The sequence below is a fragment of the Cupriavidus sp. SZY C1 genome (genome assembly GCF_032190535.1).
GTDB classification, from domain to species: domain Bacteria; phylum Pseudomonadota; class Gammaproteobacteria; order Burkholderiales; family Burkholderiaceae; genus Cupriavidus; species Cupriavidus pauculus_C.
In genome coordinates this window covers 180,506-201,015 of record NZ_JAUANU010000004.1, presented here as the reverse complement: position 1 = coordinate 201,015, position 20,510 = coordinate 180,506, and the positions used below count along the sequence as shown (strand labels likewise).

General features: G+C 69.5%; 16 protein-coding genes and 1 pseudogene. 3 read left to right on the top strand and 14 right to left on the bottom strand.

What is annotated here, in order from left to right:
• Positions 1-7: 7 nt before the first annotated feature.
• The 6 genes and pseudogenes from QTN24_RS09165 to QTN24_RS09140 form a co-directional block, all read right to left on the bottom strand.
• On the bottom strand, positions 8-1,621 hold the full coding sequence (locus tag QTN24_RS09165) for an EAL domain-containing protein (RefSeq protein ID WP_313836593.1): 1,614 nt from the start codon (positions 1,619-1,621) through the stop codon (positions 8-10).
• A gap of 125 nt (positions 1,622-1,746) precedes the next feature.
• Entirely contained in the window at positions 1,747-2,583 is an 837-nt protein-coding gene (locus QTN24_RS09160; RefSeq protein WP_313836591.1) for a tetratricopeptide repeat protein, read from the bottom strand.
• A 3-nt stretch (positions 2,584-2,586) separates the two neighbouring features.
• Positions 2,587-3,508, bottom strand: a pseudogene (locus QTN24_RS09155) (Ku protein).
• 104 nt (positions 3,509-3,612) lie between these two features.
• Positions 3,613-4,572, bottom strand: a complete 960-nt coding sequence (locus QTN24_RS09150) for an AraC family transcriptional regulator (RefSeq protein ID WP_313836589.1) — start codon at positions 4,570-4,572, stop codon at positions 3,613-3,615.
• Positions 4,573-4,701: 129 nt separating this feature from the next.
• The gene (locus QTN24_RS09145) at positions 4,702-5,880 is read right to left on the bottom strand and encodes a BamA/TamA family outer membrane protein (RefSeq protein ID WP_313836587.1); all 1,179 of its coding nucleotides are present in this window, start codon (positions 5,878-5,880) and stop codon (positions 4,702-4,704) included.
• Entirely contained in the window at positions 5,877-6,674 is a 798-nt protein-coding gene (locus tag QTN24_RS09140) for a hypothetical protein (protein ID WP_313836586.1), read from the bottom strand. Before QTN24_RS09140 ends, QTN24_RS09145 begins: the two co-directional genes overlap by 4 nt.
• A 435-nt stretch (positions 6,675-7,109) precedes the next feature.
• Between QTN24_RS09140 and QTN24_RS09135 the strand changes: the two genes are divergently transcribed.
• Positions 7,110-7,550: a MarR family winged helix-turn-helix transcriptional regulator gene (locus QTN24_RS09135; protein WP_124685099.1), complete on the top strand. Its 441-nt coding sequence runs from the start codon at positions 7,110-7,112 to the stop codon at positions 7,548-7,550.
• A gap of 80 nt (positions 7,551-7,630) precedes the next feature.
• Here the strand turns inward: QTN24_RS09135 and QTN24_RS09130 are convergent, their stop codons facing one another.
• The 8 genes from QTN24_RS09130 to QTN24_RS09095 form a co-directional block, all read right to left on the bottom strand.
• The gene (locus QTN24_RS09130) at positions 7,631-9,469 is read right to left on the bottom strand and encodes an FAD/NAD(P)-binding protein (RefSeq protein ID WP_313836585.1); all 1,839 of its coding nucleotides are present in this window, start codon (positions 9,467-9,469) and stop codon (positions 7,631-7,633) included.
• Positions 9,470-9,473: 4 nt separating this feature from the next.
• Positions 9,474-10,805, bottom strand: a complete 1,332-nt coding sequence (locus QTN24_RS09125; RefSeq protein ID WP_313836584.1) for a cytochrome c — start codon at positions 10,803-10,805, stop codon at positions 9,474-9,476.
• Positions 10,805-12,301 carry a glycine betaine ABC transporter substrate-binding protein gene (locus QTN24_RS09120; RefSeq protein WP_409558995.1) on the bottom strand — a complete coding sequence of 499 codons (1,497 nt, stop codon included), beginning with the start codon at positions 12,299-12,301 and terminating at the stop codon, positions 10,805-10,807. The genes QTN24_RS09125 and QTN24_RS09120 overlap by 1 nt, the downstream gene beginning before the upstream one ends.
• A gap of 207 nt (positions 12,302-12,508) precedes the next feature.
• The gene (locus QTN24_RS09115; protein WP_313836582.1) at positions 12,509-12,865 is read right to left on the bottom strand and encodes a cupin domain-containing protein; all 357 of its coding nucleotides are present in this window, start codon (positions 12,863-12,865) and stop codon (positions 12,509-12,511) included.
• A gap of 21 nt (positions 12,866-12,886) precedes the next feature.
• Positions 12,887-15,946: an FtsK/SpoIIIE family DNA translocase gene (locus QTN24_RS09110; RefSeq protein WP_313836581.1), complete on the bottom strand. Its 3,060-nt coding sequence runs from the start codon at positions 15,944-15,946 to the stop codon at positions 12,887-12,889.
• A 99-nt stretch (positions 15,947-16,045) separates the two neighbouring features.
• Positions 16,046-16,663 carry a DUF4136 domain-containing protein gene (locus QTN24_RS09105; protein ID WP_124684202.1) on the bottom strand — a complete coding sequence of 206 codons (618 nt, stop codon included), beginning with the start codon at positions 16,661-16,663 and terminating at the stop codon, positions 16,046-16,048.
• Between the two features lie 10 nt (positions 16,664-16,673).
• Positions 16,674-17,087: a DoxX family protein gene (locus tag QTN24_RS09100; protein ID WP_124684201.1), complete on the bottom strand. Its 414-nt coding sequence runs from the start codon at positions 17,085-17,087 to the stop codon at positions 16,674-16,676.
• A 112-nt stretch (positions 17,088-17,199) separates the two neighbouring features.
• Positions 17,200-18,198, bottom strand: coding sequence for a LysR substrate-binding domain-containing protein (locus QTN24_RS09095; protein ID WP_313836578.1), 999 nt, complete (start codon positions 18,196-18,198; stop codon positions 17,200-17,202).
• 114 nt (positions 18,199-18,312) lie between these two features.
• Between QTN24_RS09095 and QTN24_RS09090 the strand changes: the two genes are divergently transcribed.
• Complete coding sequence (locus tag QTN24_RS09090) at positions 18,313-18,933, top strand: FMN-dependent NADH-azoreductase (protein ID WP_313836576.1); 621 nt, start codon at positions 18,313-18,315, stop codon at positions 18,931-18,933.
• Between the two features lie 179 nt (positions 18,934-19,112).
• Complete coding sequence (gene egtB, locus QTN24_RS09085; protein WP_313836575.1) at positions 19,113-20,408, top strand: ergothioneine biosynthesis protein EgtB; 1,296 nt, start codon at positions 19,113-19,115, stop codon at positions 20,406-20,408.
• Positions 20,409-20,510: the final 102 nt, after the last annotated feature.

The following is a 20,510-nucleotide window of genomic DNA, read 5'->3' as shown; positions in this document are numbered from 1 at the left end:
CTTCCGCCTAGACCGCCGCGGGCGCCTCGGCTGCTTCGGCACCGGACTGTTCGTTGACCCAGATGCCACGCCGCGCCAGGATGCTGGCCGGCGGCGCCGGGCGCTGGTACAGGTAGCCCTGCGCCCAGTCCACGCCGGCCTCGGCAATCAGCGCGTGCTGGGCCTCGGTCTCGATCCCCTCCGCAATCACCACCAGATGGAAATGGTGCGCCATGCTGACGATGCTGCGCAGCAGCGCGCGGGCGTTGGCGTCCACGTCCTGCGTGAACTGGCGGTCGATCTTCAGGTAGTCGAATGGCAGGCTGCGGATCAGGTCGAGGTTGCTGTTGCGCGTGCCGAAGTCGTCCACGGCCAGCCGGATGCCCGATTCGTGCAACCGGTCGAATGCCTCGCGCGTGGCGCCGCTGTCGCCCAGCAGGTGGCGCTCGGTAATCTCCAGCACCAGCCCGGAGCCGTCCGGCATGGCCCGCTGCAGCGCGTCCAGGTCGTGCAGGAAGGTGCGGCGGCGCAGGTTCAGCGGCGCGGCGTTGACGGCCATGTGCAGCGGCGCCAGCGGGCCGTAGCGGTTCATGTCTTCCACCACGCGGCGCAGCACGAAATGCGTGATGTCGTCGATCAGCGGCGTGGACTCGATGGTCTCGATGTACGACCCCGGCGGGATGCTGCCCCAGCGCGGATGCTGCCAGCGCAGCAGCGCCTCGGCGCCGATCCAGCGCCGGGAGCCCACCTCGACGATGGGCTGGTACGCCACATGGAAATCCCCGCGCCGCAGCGACTGGCGCACCGCCTGCATCAGCAGCCGGCGCGGCGCGGCCACCAGCAGGAACAGCGCCACCGCCAGCAGCCCGCCCAGCAGGCCAATGGCGCCGTACAGCAGGTCGTACTTGCGGCGCACCGTGGTCACGTAGTCGGCCGACGCGGCCACGTGCACCTGCATCGGCCACGCCGTGGAGCGCGACGTCACGCCGCCGCCGGCCACCTTGACCGGCGCCGCCAGAAATGTCCCATCGTGATAGATCGACGCCTGCCCCACGCTGAGCACGACTTCCGACGCCCCGAAGGCCAGGCCGTGCGACAGCGTATCGGTCACGTAGCGCCCGTCGATCAGCAGGAAGGTGCCGCTGCCGGGCTGCCCCGGCTGCTGCAGGAACATTGCCAGCGCCGGCGCGTACGTGCGGAACGGGGTGCCCTGCACCAGCATCAGCCGCTGGGGCGTGCCGGTATCGAGGTCGCGGAAGTAGTAGTCCAGCGGCACGCTGACCGCGCCGCGCGTGGACGAGCAATAGATGACCCCACGCTCGGCGATGCCGACCGCGCGAATGTACGGGATGAAGCTCTGCGCGGTGCCCAGCGGCTGCTCGATCTTGCCGCACGGCTGGCCGGCGAGCTTGGCGGCGTGCTGGCGGCCCTGCGTGCCGGCGGTCTCGACCATGCGGTCCAGCGCCGCCACGATCTCGGTGCCAATGCCCACCTCGCGCTGCGTGACGATACGGTCCACCTGCCGCCTGCCCAGCGCCACGGCCACCGCGACGAAGCACAGGCACGTGAAGATCCACACCAGCAGCGTCATCGGCGACACATGCCAGCCGCCAAAACGCTCGCTCCAGAAATTCGAAGCCAAAAGTCCCCTCGTCGTTGTCGATGCCCGTTTCCGCAGATTGTGGGGCGGATGGACGTATGAATACTGTCGGTGGCACGCCTACACGGAAGTGGAGACCGCGGCAAAGTGTCGGTGACGGCACCGGCCTACAACACGGGTTCGAGCTTGCGATACTGGTTGTAGTGCCGGATGGCACGATGCGGGTCGCCGAGCGCTTCGTGCAGCCGCGCGGCGTTGTAGTGGGCATCGGCAAAGTCGGGCGCCAGCGCGATACAGGCGTGGTAGCTCTGCAACGCCTCGCGCATCGAACCGGCATCCTCCAGTGCCACGCCCAGGTTGAAATGAACTAACGGCTGGCGAGGCAGATAACTAAGGGCTTGCCGGTACTGCGCGATGGCCTCGGCCAGCCGCCCCTGGTCGCACAGCAGGCAGCCGAGATTGAGCCACGCATCGAGGAAATCGGGCGCCTGGGCCACGGCCGTGCGGTACGCGGCTTCGGCTTCACCCGGCGAGACGGGCTCCAGCGCGACACCGCGATCGAACCACGCGACCGGATCGTCGGGGTGGCTGGCAGCGATGGGGTTGGGCGCGGGCCGGCGGCGCAGGTCCACCACCTCGGCGGCGTCGTGGCCGGGCGCGTCATCGAAATCGAGCACGAACTGGCCCGAATCGACATGCCAGCGCCCGCGCCGGTCCTGCACGGCCACGTCGCCGCCCACGGCCGTCACGCGCAGGCCGGTGGGCGGGCGGCCCTCGCCCAGGCCCTGCAGGCGGCGCAGGGACCGCGTGACGTGGCGCGTGGGGATGCCCGCCTCGCGCAGCGACTGCGCGGTGCGCAGCAGCACCACGTCCTGGAAGCTGAATCGATACTCGCGCCGCGCGCCGCGCCGGGGCGCGATCACGCCGGCGGCAATCAGCGCGGTGATGACGGTGCGCGAGATGCCCAGCAACGCCTGGACATCCCGCATCGAATACGCTTGCATGGGCTACTTGCGCGCCGCCCGCTTGGGGGTCTCGGCGGGGGCGGCGGCCGCGCGGCGGGCGGTCTTGCGGGCCGGGGCCTCGGCCGGCGCCGCAGCCTTGGCGGCGGCCTTGCCGGTGGATTTGGCCGGCGCCTGCGCGGCCGGCTGGCGCTTGTTGGCGCCGATGCTCTTGCGCAGCGCCTCCATCAGGTCGATCACCTCGCCGCCGGACGGCGCGGGCGTCTCGGCCGCCACGGTGATCTTCTTGCCGGCGATCTTCTTGTCGATCTGCTCCAGGATGCGCGCCTTTTCCTCGTCCACATAGGCGCTGGCATCGTAGCCATCCACGGCGTTCTGCTCGATCAACTGCTGCGCGAGCTTGAGTTCGGCCGGCGCCACTTCGGTCCGCTCGACGTGCAGGTCGGCCATGTCGCGTACCTCGTCGGCGTACAGCAGCTGCTGCAGGATCAACCCGTCATTGCCCACGCGGATCTGCACCATGTACTGCTTGCCCTTCCACGCCCACTTGGCCAGCGCGCAGGTGCCGGTCTCGCGCATGGCCTCGCAGGTTGTAGGGCTTGGCGCCGCGCTTGTCGGGGCCCAGGTAGTACGCCTTGTCGTAGTAGATCGGGTCGATGGCGCCCACGGGCATGAACGACACGATGTCGATGGTCTGCTCGGCGGCATCCTCCAGCGCCTTGAGTTCATCGGGCGTGAAGGTCACATAGCGGTCTTTCTCGAATTCGTAGCCCTTGACCATGTCGGCGCGCTCGACCACCACGTCTTCCTTGAGGCAGATGTACTGCTGGCGCAGCCGCGAGCCGCAGCCCTTGTGCAGCAGGTTGAAGCCGACGGCGGCCTTGCTCTCGGTGGCCGAGTAGACCTTCACGGGGATGGAAACCAGCCCGAAGCTGATGGATAGCGAGGCAATGGAACGTGCGGCCATGGCGACATCTCCCGGGCAAAGGAACGGGGCAAACGTCCACCCAGTGTAGTCCGCGCGACGCGCGGCGCCAGTCGGCCCGGCCGATGTCTCGCGTCAGAGACGTCCTACGCCGCCTGGGCCGGGGCGTCGCCGTCGGCCGCCGCGCTGCGCAGCGCGCGCTGCTGGCGGCGGTAGGCACCGGGGCCGACGCCGAAATGCTGCGCGAACACGCGCCCGAACGCGGCCTGCGAGGCGTAGCCGCACTGCTCGGCCACGGCCGCCGCCGACATTCCGTCCTTGCGCAGCAGCCGGGCGGCGCGCTCCATGCGCAGCGTGGTCACCAGTTCGAGCGGCGTAATGCCGACTTGCGCAAAGCGGCGGGCCAGCGTGGCGCGCGACACGTTGCAGACCTCGGCCAGGCTGTCCACCGTCCACGGCTGCTCGGGATGCCGCACCACGGCGTCCACGGCCCGGGCCAGCCGCGCATCGGCCATCAGCGCCAGCACGCCGCGCGAGACCGCGCCTCGGGCGATCAGCGTGCGCAGCAGCACCGTGAACAGCGCGGTGGACAGGTCCGCGATGATCGCCGCGCTGCCCGGCCCCGGCGCGTCCGCTTCCACATGCATCATGCCGATCAGCCCTCGCAGCCAGCCCAGGCCAGCCTCGCCGCCGCGCGCGGTCTGCACGCACAGCATCTCCGGCAGCGTGCGCAGCAGCACGTCGGCCGCGCTGCCGAGCACAAAGGTGCCGCAGAGGATGTCCAGCGGCGCGGCGGCGCCGGGCACGGTCACCTCGGTCACCACGCCGTTGAAATGGCGCGATTCGGCCGGGCGCGACTTGCCGCCATGCAGGCCCGACAGCGTATGGGCCGCGCCGTGCGGGAACAGCAGCACGTCGCCGGCGGCCACGCGCAGCGTCTCGGCGCCCATCGCCACGTCGGCCTGGCCGTCCAGGATGGCGTGGTACGGCACGTGCCCCGGCGCGGCCTGCGCATTGTGGGCCGACCACGCGCCGGCCACGCGGCAATGCAAGTCCACCGTGCCGGACGGCGCCAGCAGGCGCACCAGTTCGCTAAGGCTATCCATGGAGTTTCGGGAACGTGAGACGAATCGGCAAGAAGTTGCGCGGATTCTAATCCAGACGGATCGGTCCCGTATGTACTGCGACACCACGCTGGACTTCCCGGCCGTGGCCCGACGCCGGGCCGGCGGCGCCTATTTCCAGGCGCTGCCGACCTGGATGTAGAACGCGTTCTGGTCGCGGCTGTGGGCCACGTCGACGCCCATCGACAGGCCCAGCTTGCGCGCGATCATGTACCGGAAGCCGCCGCCGACGCTGACGACCGTGCTGGCATCGGCAAAGTCGTGCCAGCGGCCGTACGCCTTGCCGGTACCGGTGAACGCCAGCACCGACCAGCGCGGCGTGACGTCCCAGCGCAGCTCCACCTCGGCGGCCAGCGCGTTGCGGTCCTGGTAGCGGCCCTTCTGCACGCCGCGCAAGTCGACGTACGGCTGGGCGTAGAACGGCACCTCGCCGGTGGAGAACTTCGTGTCCGCGCGCAGCCCCAGGATCCACGCGCGCGCAAGCGGCAGCCACGTGAAGCCGCGCGCGTTGTACATGTTGAAGCTTTGCGTGCTGCCCAGCCCGCCGCGCGCAAACTGCGCCTCGATCTCGGCGTAGCTGCCCTTGTTCGGAAAGAAGATGTTGTCGCGCGAGTCGTAGTCGATGACCAGCCCGCCCTTGCCGATGCGCTGGTCCTTTTCCAGCGGCCCCAGCTCGCCGGTGCTGGCGCCGAACTTGAACGTCGCCGACGTATCGGCATAGACGTAGCGCGGGCCGACGTACCAGTGCGAATCGCCCAGGCGGAACAGCAGTTGCTGGACCAGCGCAAAGCCGTCCAGCGCGTAGGCGCGCGGCTGGTTCTGCAGCCCGAAGTATTCGAGGTTGGCGTTGACCTTGCCGACCGCGCCCAGGTAGCGGATCCGGTCGCCGCCCCAGGTGTGGAAGTGCGCGGCGCCGGCGGCCCAGGTGCCGTTTTCGGTATAGGCGCCGCCGATGGCCGTGATGTTGGGCGGCGCCGGCCCCTTGCCCGATTCGCGGGCATGCTGGGCGGCCTCGGCCATCGATTCCGAGAAGAATGCCAGCCCCAGGCCCAGGCCATAACCGATCGCCGGCTCGGTGATGATGGCCGGCACCGGCAAGGCGCCCTTGTGATGGAGCAGGAAATCGCTCAGGTCGAGCATGCCGTCTTCCGGATCGAAGAACGACAGCTTGGGGGCCGGCGCCGGCACCGGGGCGGTCGATTCGGCCGTCTCCGGCACGGCCAGGGCCGGCCCTGCCGACAGCGCCAGCATCGTGGCCAGTGCGAGCGGAACGGCCCGGCGCGCTGTCATTTTCCGAACGTCATGTTGAGGCCGGCGAAGACCGTCCACTGCGGCAGGCCCGACCCCTCGTGCAGCACGGTGTACTGCGGCTCGACGAACAGGTTGAACACGGTGTTGCCCTCCTTCCAAGCCTTGCCCGCGCCCAGGCCGACCGGCACGTAGTAGGTGCCGCGCTGGAGGTCGAAGGTCCAGATGCCCGTCGACCGCAGGTACCAGCCGTTGGGCAGGTTGAAGATCGCAAACGGCTGCGCGGTCAGCGATTGCACGTCGGGCCGGCTGCTCTGCCCCGCGAACGAATGCTGCCACTGCACCAGCATGCCCAGCAGCCGCGCGGGCGTGGGATCGACCACCACGGCGGCCAGCCCGGCCTGCCATTTGCCGGTACCCAGGCTGGGGTCGGTGGCGGTGGGAATCGTCAGCAGCGGGCCGACGCCGATCTGCGTGCCCTGGCTGCGCAGCAGGAAGATGTCGAACAGGTTGATGTCGCCCAGCCCGGTCTCGTACGAGCCGTCGGCCTGGGGCCGCGTGCTGATGGGCACGGTGCCGCGCAGGATCTGCGGCACGCCCACCAGGCGGCCCGGCGCGATGGGCACGGTCGGCCGCAGCAGGAAGTCGTTGGTGTGGGCGCCGCTGTCGTACAGGCGCGGCGTGTAGTAGTTGTGCAGGTTGAAGGCGGGAGCAAGGTTGAGCGGGTTGTTGCTCTTGTTGGCCAGCTCGGCGCTGGACTGGGCCTGGGCGGCGGGACAGAAGGCGGCCAGCGCCAGGCATCCCCCGGCGATCTTCAGTGCAAATCGCGCACGCATTGTTCGGACTCCAAGACAAAGGCGGATGCCGCCGGGCGGCAATGCAAATCTTCGGGCCAATGTACCGGACGCTCCGCGCGGTGGCGTGCCGCGTCGTCATGAACTTTCTTGTGGGGCGCGTTAAGAAGTTTTGCCGGCGGACCGCCCCCCGCTGGCGCCGTATCACACATTGACATAATGTCGAGTCATTCGATAACCCGTACGGGGGATTATTCGAAAATCCACCCATTTGAGTCAATGGTAATGAAGCGATACAGTTTTCGCGTATTCCACTTCATCTAAATCAAAAGACAATAAAATTGAATTCCCCTTCGGCAATGGATTTGCCAGACTATCGTCCGACGAATGTTTTGGAGAGTCTGCATTCGATCAGGGTGTGGGCCGGATAACCCGCCGGCCCACTTTTTGACAGGCGTCATGCAAAAGGAAACCACGGTGAAGCACTACACACCAGACAATTTCCAGCTCACCCAGAGCATCGGCTTTCATCTGAACAAGGCGCGCAACAGCCTGCTCGTGGAAATGGATTCGGCGCTGCGTCCGCTCGACATCAACGGCCAACAGATGGGAATTCTCCTATCACTGACGCGCGGCATGGCCAGTACGCCATTCGAAATCAGCAAACTGCTCGGCATCGACAGCGGGCTGATGACACGGATGCTGGACAAGCTTGAGGAAAAGGGTCTGCTGGAACGCAGCCGCAGTATCGACGACCGGCGCGTCGTGAATCTCACGCTCACCCCGAAAGGTCGGACCATCGCGTCGGAAATCCCCACTATTGCACCGGAGGTGCTCAATCACCGGCTGCAGGGATTTACCGTTGAGGAATTCGAGGAGTTCCACCGGCTGCTGCAGAAGTTCGTGACTGGCAATTGAGGCATTTATCGCGCACACGCATCAGAAGTGACAAAACAGACGACGACGGCAAAATCGCACGAAGGGATTCTGACCGGGTTTCAGCTTCCCTCCGGCAAGGCCAGCACCGCGCGCTGGGCCTGCTCGATCGCGGCGGTTACCGACGGGCTGCCGGCCACGTCGGCGCCCGCGATACGGATGTTGCCCACGCCCTGCCCGGCCTGCGTCAGCGCCGCCTGAAGCCCGGCATCGTCGGGCGCCAGCGTCGACGGCATGTAGCTGTAGCCGTGCGCCCAGCGATTGACGGTCAGGCCGCGGATATCGCGGGCGGACTGGAAGCCGCCGGGGCTCAGCATGCGGTCCAGTTGCTGGCGGATATCCCGCTCCAGCACATCGAAAGGCGTGCCCAGCAGCAGGGCGCGGCCCGCGCGGAAGCGGTCGCGCGCGGGCATCCCGCTGTCCGGCACCGTCGGCACATAGGCCATGTGCAGCACCACGGGGTCGTCGCGCTGACCTGACGGGGATTCCAGCCAGATGTCCGAATACGCCATGGTCGGCGCGTGGATGCGCCACGCCTTCAGCGCGTCGAACGCCCGCCAGTTATCGAGTGCCACCTTGGTGTAGATCAAAGGTGCTTTGACCGCCGCGCGCAGCGCCGTGCGGGCCGCCACCGGCAGGGTGGGCAGGATGAACGGCACCATCATGCCGTAGCCGGCCACGACCACGTGCAGGGCCTCCACGCGCTGCAGGTTGCCCTGCCAGCCATAGGTGACGCGCGTGATGCGCACGTCGGGCTCGATGGCGATGGCCGTGCTATTGAGCCGGATTCGCACCGGCTTGCCTTCCACATCGAGCTTGCCGTAGTCGAACCGGGCGTCCTGAAGCGGCGCGCCGGCGCCACCCGGCATGGCCCCCGGCACAAGCCGGGCCACCAGCGCGCGGGTCAGCGTGGCGTTGCCATCGGCAAACCACAGCCGCGACGCGGCCGACTGGCCTAGCCGGGCGTCGAGCACCGGGGCCGGCATGCCCGCGCCCGCCGGCAGTCCGATGGCGATGGCCTGGGCGACGCTGATGCCGTCGGCATCGAGCGCATAGGCGTCCTGGCTGCGGGCGCGCAGGAAGCGCAACCCGGCCAGCCCCAGCCCGGCCTTGTCGCGCAGGAACGCGGCGTAGCGCGTGGTCGACAGATAGCCGCGGCGCGCCTCGGCCGGCATCCCCGCCAGATAGTCGACCTGCCCCTGCGCCAGCCGCAGCAGCGCCTGCCGGTCCGCGGCCGGCAACGGCGCCCGCGCCAGGAAATCTCCCAATCCGTCCAGCGACGGCGGCCCGCCCCGCAGCCGGGCGTCGATCAGCGTGCCGAACGGGTCGGCCGCCAGCCACTGGTCGCGCCCGAAGTGCTCGGCATCGAAGAACACCGCCCGCCCCAGCCCGCGCCGCCCGTAGTCTTCACCCGGTACCGCCCGGGCCGCTGCGCCGGGTGCGATGCCCAGCCCGGCCAGCAGCGCCTGCACGGCCGCGTTGTCGCTGGCTGACGGCGGCATCCCCGCGCTGCCGCCGTACGTGACGAGCCGCCGGCCACGGACCGTGAACTCGTTGCGCTTGGCATGCCCGCCGAAATCGTCGTGATTGTCGAGGATCAGGATGCGCCGGCCGGCCCCGAAACGCCGCTGGTAGAACCATGCCGCCGCCAGCCCGCTGATCCCGCCGCCCACCACCACCAGGTCATACGCCTCTTTCGCCAGCACGCCCGGATAGGACGCCCCCTCGCGCGCCAGGCTGTGGGCCAGCGTGAAGGTGCCAGCATGGTTGCCGCGCAGCCCGGTCAGCGCCGGCGGATACGGCCCGGCCGGCGGGTTCGCGGCCAGCAGCCGGGCCGGCGCCATGCCGGCCGCAATCGTCAGGGCCGTGCCGTTGAGGAAGTCTCTGCGGGTGATGGTCATGGGATCACGGGGTCTCGGGCGCGCGCAGGCCCAGCGCGCGGCGCCGGGCGGCCACCGCTTCCTCGGTGACCGGCGCGGCCTGGTTGCCCCAGCTACGCCGGATGAACGTCAGCAGGTTGGCCAGCTCCTGGTCTTCCATCGTCCAGCCGTAACCGGGCATGTGGTAGTCGGTGGGCGCGGTCTGCACGCGGGCCGTCACGGCGCCTTCGAGCAGCAAGTTGACCAGCGAGGCGGGATTGGGGTCGACCACGGTCGGATTGCCGGCCAGCGGCGGAAACACCCGCGCAAAGCCCTTGCCGCTGGCCTGGTGGCACGGCATGCAGTAGGTGGCGTACTGGCGCGCGCCGGGCGTGTCGAAGCGGCCCTGTTCGAGCCGCGCGGCCGCGGCGGGGTCGTAGCGATACGGCTGCGTCTCGCCGCGCGCGGGCGGGATCGACTTCAGGAAGGTCGCGACGGCATCCAGATCCGCGGCGTTCATGAACTGTGTGGACGTTGCGATCACCGTCGACATCGGCCCGAACGACGTGGCGTGCGCGTTGCGGCCCGTGTGCAGGTATTCGACGACATCGGCCTTCGACCACGCGCCCAGGCCGGTCAGCATGTCGCCGGTCAGGTTGGTGGCCGACCAGCCCTCGACCATGGCACCCGACAGGAACTGCCGACTGCCCGCGTCGCGGCCCTTCTCGCCATACAGCGCACCGCGCGGCGTGTGGCACGCGCCGCAATGGGCCACGGCCTGCACCAGGTAGGCGCCGCGCCGCCAGGTCTCGCCCTGCCCCGCGTCGGCCCGGACCGGATCGTCGCGCAGATGCAGCCAGTTCCACGGCACCAGCAGCCAGCGCATGTTGTAGGGCCAGCGCAGCGACGTATCGCGGTTGGCCTGGCGTACCGGCTGCACCTCGCTGCGCAGCCACGTGTAGAGCGCCGCCACGTCATCGCGCGTCATGCGGGCGTAGGACGGGTACGGCATCGCCGGATAGAGCCGCTTGCCGTCGCGCGCCTGGCCGTGGCGGACGGCGCGGTCGAAGTCGTCGAGCGTGTAGCGGCCCAGGCCGGTCTCGGGGTCGGGCGTGATGTTGGTCGAGTAGATCGTGCCGGCGTCGGTCTGCAGCGCCAGTCCGCCAGCCATCGGCGCGCCGCCGGGCGCCGTGTGGCAGGCCACGCAGTTGGCGATGCGGGCCAGATAGCGGCCTTGCGCGACCTGGGCGACCTGGGCGACCTGGGCGACCTGGGCGACCTGGGCGGCGGGGTCAGCCGGCGCGGCGTGCGCGGCCAGCGGCATGGCCAGCATCGCCAGCAGCCCGCGCATCATCGTCTGTATCGTGTCCCGCCTCATCAGACTGCCCGCCTCCGGCGCGTCCACCATTCCACGCCGCCGAACGCGCCCTGCAACAGCATGGCCAGCAGCGCGGCCGGGATGGCGCCCGCCAGCAGCAGCGTCGAATCGTTGAGCGCCAGCCCGGTGACGATGCGCTCGCCATAGCCGCCCGCGCCAACAAACGCGGCAATCGTCGCCGTGCCCACGCTGATCGTCGCCGCCGTCTTGACCCCGGCCAGCACCACCGGCATTGCCAGCGGCACCTCGACGTAGCGCAGCACCTGCAACGGCCGGAAACCGAGCGCGCGCGCCGCGTCGCGCATGCCGGGCGGTATCTCCTGCAGGCCGGTGCAGGCATTGCGGACGATCGGCAGCAGCGCGTAGAGGAACAGCGCGATCAGCGCCGGCCAGACGCCGATGCGCCCCAGCAGCGGGATCAGCATCGCCAGCAGCGCCAGCGACGGCACGGTCTGCAACACCCCCACCAGCACCAGCAGCGCCTGCCCCAGCCGCCGCCGGCGCGCCGCGACGATGCCAAGCGGCACTCCGACCAGCGTGGCCGCCCCCACCGCGCCGCCCACCAGCGCCAGATGTCGCACGGTCAGGCGCCAGGTATCGGCACCGGTCAGCACCGCCAGCAGACCCTGCGGGCGCGCGGCCGCGGCCGGGTCGGCGTGGCCTGCCAGAAAGCGCCGCGCCACGGCCGCGAACGATTCGCCATCGATCTCGGCCGCCGCGTTCATGTCGATCATGTCCGCCACCGTGATGCGGCCGTGGAGCTGCCGCACGGCCTGCCACGCGGTCGGGAAGCGTTGGGCAACGTCGAGCCGGTAGACGATCACGGCGTCGTAGCGCGGAAAGACGTGCAGGTTGTCGGCCAGCACGCGCAGGTGGAACTTGCGGATCTTGGCGTCGGTGGCGTAGATGTCGGTCGCATCGATCTGACCGTTGGCGACGGCCTCGTAGGCAAGGCCGTGGTCGATGCCGACAGGCTTCTGCGGCAGCCCGTAGCGCTGCACGAGCGCCGGCCAGCCATCGGCACGGCCCAGGAATTCGTGCGACAGGCCCACGCGCAGCCCCGGCTGGCTGGCCAGATCCGCCAGCGTGCGCAGCGCGCCCGCCCGGGCGTCGGCCACGGCAATGGCATAGGTGTTGTCGAACCCCAGCGGAATCGCCGCGCCCAGCCCCATCGGCGCCAGCGCGGCGTTGATCTGCTCAAGCGTGGCAGCGGCGCCCGGCAGCTTCAGGATCTCGCTGGCGAGCGTGCCGGTGTAATCGGGATAGGCATCGATCGACCCGGCCTTGAGCGCCTCGAACACGATGGCCGTGTTGCCCAGCCCCGGCACATGGCGCACGTCCGCATGCGGCGCCGCCGTCTGCGCGAGGATTTCGCCCAGGATGTATGACTCCGTAAAGCGCTTGGACCCGATGCGCAACGTATCCGCACGGGCCACGCCGGCGAGCAGGCCCGCCAGGGCAATCCAGACAACGAGCAGCCGGGGGATGTGGGGCAAGCCGGAGTCTCCGGGTGAGTTCTGCCGACATCATAAAGCCATACGAGGGCCATACAAGGGTCGGAGCAGCCAGGATCGCGGGTGGGCCGATGGTTTGGCCGGGGGAGAGGGCTCAGCGGTTCAAACAGCGATCCGTCGGCAAGCAGAGCCTCAACGCCCTCTCCCCTGCCCCTCTCCCGGCGGGAGAGGGGAAAAGCAAATGCGGGACTACGTTGACCGCCCGATTGCCGGCGCCACGTGCACGGCCAGCCAGATTGTCGGCTGGGCGGCGTCGGTCCAGGCTACGCGGTGGCGGCAGTGGGCGGGCAGGTGGAGCCAGTCGCCGGCGCCCAGGGTGTGGGTGGGGCCGTCTTCGATCTCGACGGCGGCGGTGCCGCTGATGAGCAGCACCCATTCGTCGTCGGCTTCGTCGTACCAGAAGCCGGGCGGGCTGGCCTGGCCGTTCGAGACGATCCGCTCGATGCGAACCTGGCCTGTGCCGGCCCAGCGCAGCAGTTCGGTGAAGACCTCGCCGTCGGCGTGGACCGGGACGTCGCCTAGCAGGTTGCCCTGGGTTGCGTGCATGGCGGGCGTCTCCCGGGTGCGTCAGTCGGCGGGCCCGCCGGGGGCGATGACCTCGCGCGTCCCGTTGCGGCCCATGGGCGAGACCAGCCCCGCCACTTCCATCTGTTCGATCAGCCGCGCCGCGCGGTTGTAGCCGATGCGCAGTTGCCGCTGGACGGCGGATATCGACGCCCGGCGCGACGTCAGCACGAACTGGGCGGCCTCGTCGTACAGCGGATCGGCCTCGCCATCGCTGCCGCCTTCGCCGAACAGGTCGGCCGCGCCCTCGGGTGCGTCGCCGGCCAGGATGGCTTCCTCGTAGTCGGGCTCGCCAAACTGCTTCCAGTGCTCCACCACGCGGTGCACCTCTTCGTCGGCCACGAACGCGCCGTGCACGCGTTGCGGGTAGCCGGTGCCCGGCGGCAGGAACAGCATGTCGCCCTGCCCCAGCAGGCTCTCGGCGCCCATCTGGTCCAGGATGGTCCGCGAATCGATCTTCGACGACACCTGGAACGCCACGCGCGTCGGGATATTGGCCTTGATCAGGCCCGTGATGACGTCCACCGACGGCCGCTGCGTGGCCAGGATCAGGTGGATGCCGGCCGCCCGCGCCTTCTGCGCCAGCCGCGCGATCAGTTCCTCGATCTTCTTGCCGGCCACCATCATCAGGTCGGCCAGTTCGTCGATGACCACCACGATCAGCGGCAGCGTCGACAGCGGCTCGGGCGCGTCGGGCGTCAGCGAGAACGGGTTCGGCACCTTCTGCTCCGCCGCCTCGGCCGCGCGGATCTTCTGGTTGTAGCCGGCCAGGTTGCGCACGCCCAGCGCCGACATCAGCCGGTAGCGCTTCTCCATCTCGCCGACGCACCAGTTCAGCGCGTGGGCGGCCTGCTTCATGTCGGTGACCACCGGCGCCAGCAGGTGCGGAATGCCCTCGTAGACCGACAGCTCCAGCATCTTCGGGTCGATCATGATCAGGCGCACGTCCTCGGGCGTGGCCTTGTACAGCATCGACAGGATCATCGCGTTGACCGCGACGGACTTGCCCGAGCCCGTGGTGCCGGCCACCAGCAAGTGCGGCGCGCGGGCCAGATCGGTGACCACCGGGTTGCCGGTGATGTCCTTGCCCATCGCCAGCACCAGCTTGGACGCATGGTGATCGAACGCGCTGCCGCTGACGATCTCGGACAGCCGGATCATCTGCCGCCTGGCGTTCGGCAGTTCCAGGCCCATGCAGGTCTTGCCGGGAATCGTCTCAACCACGCGGATCGACGTCACGCCCAGCGCGCGCGCCAGGTCCTTCACCAGTCCCACCACCTGTGCGCCCCGCACGCCGACGGCCGGATCGACCTCGAAGCGCGTGATCACCGGCCCGGCGCTGGCGCCCACCACGGACACCGGCACCTTGAACTCGGCCAGCCGCTGGGCGATCAGGTCGCTGGTCTGTTGCAGCCGTTCCTCGGAAATCTGCTCGGCGTTGCCGCCGACCTCCTCGGGCGCCGGTTCGAGCAGGTCGGTGCCCGGCAGGCGGTAGTCGACCGGCGGGCGCGGCACTGGCGGCGGCGGCACTACGGCCGGGGCCGGGGCCACGGCTGCCGGCGGCGTGGCCGGTGTCAGCGGGACGGTGCGGCCGACCACGGCCGGCAGCACGATGCGCGGCTTGGGCGTGGGCTGGACGAAGGCGTTGGCGTCCTCGACCGGCGACGGGTCCTCGGCGACGGGCGGCGGGGCGTCAGCGCCCTGGGCGACGTCCGGCTCGGGCGCACTGGCTTCGACCGTCTCGGCGTCGGAAATCGACGCAGCCACGGCGGCGTCGATGGCTGCCGACGTGGATGGGGATGGCGGGGAGGCGGTGAGGACTTCGGCCGGCGATTCCGCTTCGGGGGCCGCTTCGACTGCCTCTTCGGCAACCGCTTCGATGGCAGCAGGCTCGACCACCGATGGTGCCAACGCGGCTTCGGTCAAAGCCGGTGTTTCCACCGGCTGCCCGGCCCACTGGCGCAGTTCGGCCAGCAGCGCGAGCGCTTCTTCGCGGATCGATTCCAGCGTGACGGGGGCGTCGTCCGCTGCCGTGACCGGCGCGACAGGGGCGACCGGCGCCGGCTGTTCGGCCTGCACCACTACCGGCGGCGCCGATACGGGCGGGGCGTCGACCACGGCGACATCGGCATCGGCTTGCACCGCTGCCACGGCCGGCTTGGCCATCGCCTCGGGCAGCGTCGTGACGGCCGAGCGCAGGCCGAGCTGGGGATTGCGGAACGGGCTGCTGACCACGGTGGCCTGCGGCGGCGACGCGGGACGGGCCGCGGCCGTGGCAGCCGGACGGGGCGACGGCTTCTGCGGCGCGGGGACAGGGCGCGATTCGGGACGCGACGCCGGCCGCGCCGGCGCAACACCCGCCGGCTCGCGGTTCACGGCGCCCGGGGCCTCGGCGTGATGGAGCCAGATCTCGCCCGGCTGGGGCGGCGACTGGCGCGTGCGCGGCGGCGGCTGCCATGCGGGCTGGCGGCGCGCGGACACGGCCTCGATGCCCTTGTGACGCGGCGACTGCCATGCGGGCGTGGACTGGGACGGCAGCGACGTCGTCTTCCAGCGGTGGCCCGCGTCGCGGGCGGCTGGCTGCGACGGCGCGCCATCGTGGCGGAAATCGGGACGGCTGTCGGCACGGGAATCCGCGCGCAGATCGGCACGCAGGTCAGCACGGGAATCGGCACGCGACTCGTGCCGGGTGGCGGCGGGCGCCTCGTCGGCGTCGGTGCGGGGCCGGCGCAGCAGGAACAGGCTGCGCCACGTCTCGCCGAACACCATCGGCGCGGCCAGGCCCAGCACGGCCAGCATCATCAGCAGCGCGCCGGTCCATCCGAGCATGCCGCTCGCGGTGCCGGCCAGCGCATGGCCCACGGCACCGCCGGCCGTGTCACCTTCGCCGCCGGTCAGGGCTTCCAGCGTGGCACTGGCACCCAGCACCAGCACCGTACCCATCCAAACACGCAGCGAACCGCGGCCGAACAGCCGGCGATCACCGGCGAGCACGCGGCCCACCGTTCGCCAGACCAGCGGCAACAGCCAGAAGGTGGACAATCCGAACCAGCCCAGACCCATTTTAGATATGACACATTCAAAACCACGGGCAGCGATTGTAGCGGGTCTGGCTGCGCGCCACGGACGCGTGGCGTAAAAACTTACGCTTTTGCCGCGGGTTTATTGACTCGGCGTGCCAATGCCCGCGCGGAACGGGTACCTGGCGAAGATCTGGCCGACGACCTGCTCGATCACGAGCTGGCTGGTCTGGCGCTCCGGCTGGCTCGCGTCGCCCTGCGCCACGCCTTCCCAGACCAGCTGGTTGCGCCGGGCGTCGACCAGGTCGATGTTCAGCGTGCCCTCGGTGTAGGTATAGGTGTCGCTGTAGAAGCCGTAGCCGGGCCACGGCGCGTAGAGGCCGCCCCGGTAGGCGTAGTAGCCCATGTAGCCGGGCGGCGGCATCGGCGCCGGGCTGGTGGCGATCTTCTGCTGGAACTGCATGTTGAAGTTGACCAGCAGGTCAGGCTGGCGCGGCACGTACTGGTAGCCGCGCGCGGTCATCTCGCGCTCCACGGCGTCTTTCAGATACTGGGTGGTCAGGCTTTCGTAGCCCTGCCGGTCCGTGCCGGGACGCGGCACGAACGCAAAGGTGCGGTACTGCGAGAAATCGGTGGCGCGGTTGTAGTCGGTGCGGATATCGGGGCCGGTCGCGCAGCCGGCGAGCATCGCGGCCGCCAGCGCGGCCAGCATCGCCGCACCGGACGGCGCCGCGGTGCGGTGACGGATCAGGCTTGCCATGGCAGGCTCCCTAGTTCCACTTGCCGTCGATGCCGCCGACGCTCAGGCGCCCCGCGCCCAGGAAGGCCACGGCCAGCGCGGCGCCCAGGTACATCCCCTGCAGCTCCAGCGCCCAGCCACCCGTGGGGGCCATGTCGCCGAACTGCTTGGCGTGCACCAGCACCAGCGCGAACACCATGTTGATGGCGACGATCAGCGCGGCGGGCCGCGTCCACAGGCCGATGATCAGCAGGATCGGCGCCAGCACCTCGCCGATGTAGACGCCGTAGGCCACGAACGACGGCAGGCCGGCCTGCGTCACGGTCTGGATGACGAAGCCGGGGCCCGCCATCAGCTTGGCAATGCCATGCAGCAGGATCAGCACGCCCAGCACGATACGAAGAATGGCCTTGCCCAGGTCCTGCGTTCCTTGCGTGCGACTCATCGCGTTGGCTCCTTGCGGTTGGTTGCAGGCGCTATGTGACCTGCACAACTACCTTAGATCGTGCCGGCGTGAAGGTAAAGGCGCAGCGTGGCGCGCGCGCCGCGCCGGGCGGTCAGTCGGCGTCCGGCGTGGGGGCGACATGCCCGTCGGCCGGCACTTCGGTGGGCGGCGCGACATGCATCGGCATCCCCGTCATCGACATCATCCCGACCTTGCGGCCGTGCTCGGGCAGCACTTCGGCCAGGAAATCCAGCAAGCGGCGCAGCGCCGGCGTGACGCCCTGGCGGGACGGGAACACCGCGTGCAGCACGCCCATCGGCAGGTCCCACTGCGGCAGCACCACTTCCAGCGCGCCGCTTTCGATCTCGTCGCGGCAATACATGCGCGGCAGCATGGCCAGGCCGACGCCGGCGATGGCCGCCTCGCGCAGGATGGCGAATTCGTCCGAGACCAGCCGGGGGTCGTAGCCGATGTGGACCGGATCGCCGGCCTTGTCGAACAGCGTCCAGACGTGGCGACCTTCGTGCGGCTTCTGGCCCACGCCGGGCATGCCTTCCAGCGCCTGCGGCGTGCGCGGGCGGCCGATGCTGTCCAGCAGCGCCGGGCTGGCCACCAGCTTCAGGTCGCTCTTGCCAAACGTGCGCACGGCCAGGCTGAAATCGTCGAGCACGTTGCGCACGCGCAGGGCCAGGTCGTAGCCCTCGGCGATGACGTCCACGCGCCGGTTGGTCGCTTCCACTTCTAGCTGGATGCCGGGGTTGGCCCGCATGAAATGGCCGATGTTGGGCGCCAGCAGGATCTGGACGATGGCCACCGGGCAACTGATGCGCAGCAGCCCGCCCGGCTGCTCGCACGACTGTTCGATCACTTCCCGGGCGGCCTCGGCGGCCTGAAGCATTTCACGGCAGCGCGCGTAGTACGCCTCGCCCAGTGGCGTGACGCGCACCTGGCGCGTGGTCCGGCGCAGCAGCAGCACGCCCAGGTCGCGCTCCAGTTGGGCGATCCGCCGCGACAGGCGCGACTTTGGCACCCCGGTGGCTCGGCTGGCGGCCGAGAAGCTGCCGTGCTGCACCACCTGGGCAAACAGCGACAAATCGTTAAGGTCCTGCATGGTCGGGGCTCCGTTGCATCGGTAGAACAATCATTTGCATTCTGCATCACTACCGGCATCAATGGCGAGTCTATATCTTTCAGCCATCCCAACCGAACTTAGTGGAGCCAGACCATGAACATCCTGCAGATCGATTCGAGCGTGCTGGGCGACAACTCCGTCTCGCGCAACCTCACCGCCAGCATTGTGGCCGACCTCGTGGCCCAGAACCCGGCCGCCAAGGTCACCGTGCGCGACCTGGACCGTGAAGCGCCGGCCCACCTGGGCAACCAGCTGCTGCCCGTGCTGGGGGGCCCGAAGGACGGCCTGACCGCCGCACAGCAGGCCGAACTGGACGTGACCGAAGCCTATCTGGCCGAATTCCTGGCCGCCGACGTGCTCGTGATCGGCGTGCCGCAATACAACTTCGGCATCCCGAGCCAGCTCAAGGCGTGGATCGACCGCATCGCCCAGGCCGGCCGCACGTTCCGCTACACCGAGAACGGTCCGGAAGGGCTGGCCAAGGGCAAGAAGGCCGTCATCGTGTCGTCGCGGGGCGGTGTGCGCCAGGACGGCGCCGCGCTGGACCTGCATGAAGTGACGGTTGACGTGGTGCTGCGCTTCCTGGGCATCACCGACATCTCGTTCGTCCGCGCCCACGGCCTGGCGATGGGCCCGGAAGCCCGCGAGGCCGGCCTGACGACGGCCAAGACCGAGATCGCGGCCCTGAACGACGCCCTGCGCGCCGCCGCCTGATCGGTCTTCCTCCCGCTGCCTCAGACAGGCATCCCATCCCCGGGGTGCCTGTTTTTCTTGCAGGGCCGGATTGTAGGCATTGACCTACGTCGATCGCGGAAACCTGCCCGCTCGCTCCCCGGCGCAGATGGGTCTATGATGGTTCGACTGTCCGCCAGCCAACCCCACCGGGAGCCTGCATGACCGCCGTTTCAGCCCTGCTGCCTGCCACCGCCAGTCATCCGCCGCACGAACCCGCCCTGCTCAGCCAGTATCGCCATGTCCGTGCCGCGTCCGAGGCGCTGGTGGCGGACCTGTCGGACGCCGACGCAACCGTGCAGTCGATGGATGACGCCAGCCCGGCCAAATGGCACCTGGCCCATACCACGTGGTTCTTCGAGGAATTCGTGCTGGCCCCCCGCGTGCCGGACTACGAGCCGGTGGATCCCCAGTACCGCTACCTGTTCAACTCCTATTACGAAGCGGTTGGCGCGCGGCATCCGCGGCCCAAGCGCGGCCTGCTGACCCGCCCGACGCTGGACGAAGTGCTGGCCTACCGCGAGGCCGTGGACGACGCGATGCTGTCGCTGCTGATGAGCGCCCAGACCGACGACGAAGCCGCGCTGATCACGCTGGGCCTGCATCACGAACAGCAGCACCAGGAACTGCTGCTGACCGACATCCTGCACCTGTTTGCCCAGAATCCGCTGCGCCCGGCATTTGCCCCGGCGCTGACGGTGCCCGTGGTGGCCGACCCGCGCCCGGCGCCGGACTGGATCACGCTGCCCGGCGGCATCGTCACGATCGGCCATGACGGCGACGGCTTTGCGTTCGACTGCGAAGGGCCTCGCCACCAGGTGCTGCTGCAACCGTACACGCTGTGCTCGCACCCGGTGAGCAACCGCCAGTGGTTCGAGTTCATCGAGGACGGCGGCTACCAGACCGCGGGCCTGTGGCTGTCCGACGGCTGGCGCTGGGTGTGCGACCACCGCATCGAGGCCCCGCTCTATTGGGAAGACCGCGACGGCACGTGGTGGCACATGACGCTGCGCGGCATGCAGCCGGTGGACCCGGAAAGCCCGGTCACGCATGTGAGCTTCTTCGAGGCCGACGCCTTCGCGCGCTGGGCCGAACGCCGCCTGCCGACCGAGGCCGAGTGGGAACACGCGGCGCGCAACCTGCCGGCCACCGGCAATTTCGTCGAAGGCCGCTCGCTGCGGCCGCTGCCGGATCGCCAGAACACGTCCGGCGTGCTGCGCCAGATGTTCGGCGACGTCTGGGAATGGACGGCCAGCGCCTACCTGCCCTATCCCGGCTTCCGCCCCAGCGCGGGCGCCGTCGGCGAGTACAACGGCAAGTTCATGAGCAGCCAGATGGTGCTGCGCGGCGGGTCGTGTGTCACGCCGGAATCGCATATCCGGGCCACGTATCGGAACTTCTTCTATCCGCACCAGCGGTGGCAGTTCACCGGGGTACGGCTGGCGGATGATGTGTGAGGGGTTGAGCCAAGGCAGGGCCGCCCTGCCAGCCAGATTTGAGATGGCCGCTTCCGGTGACGGGAGCGGCCATTTTCGATGGTGGGGGCCAAAAATGGCGGT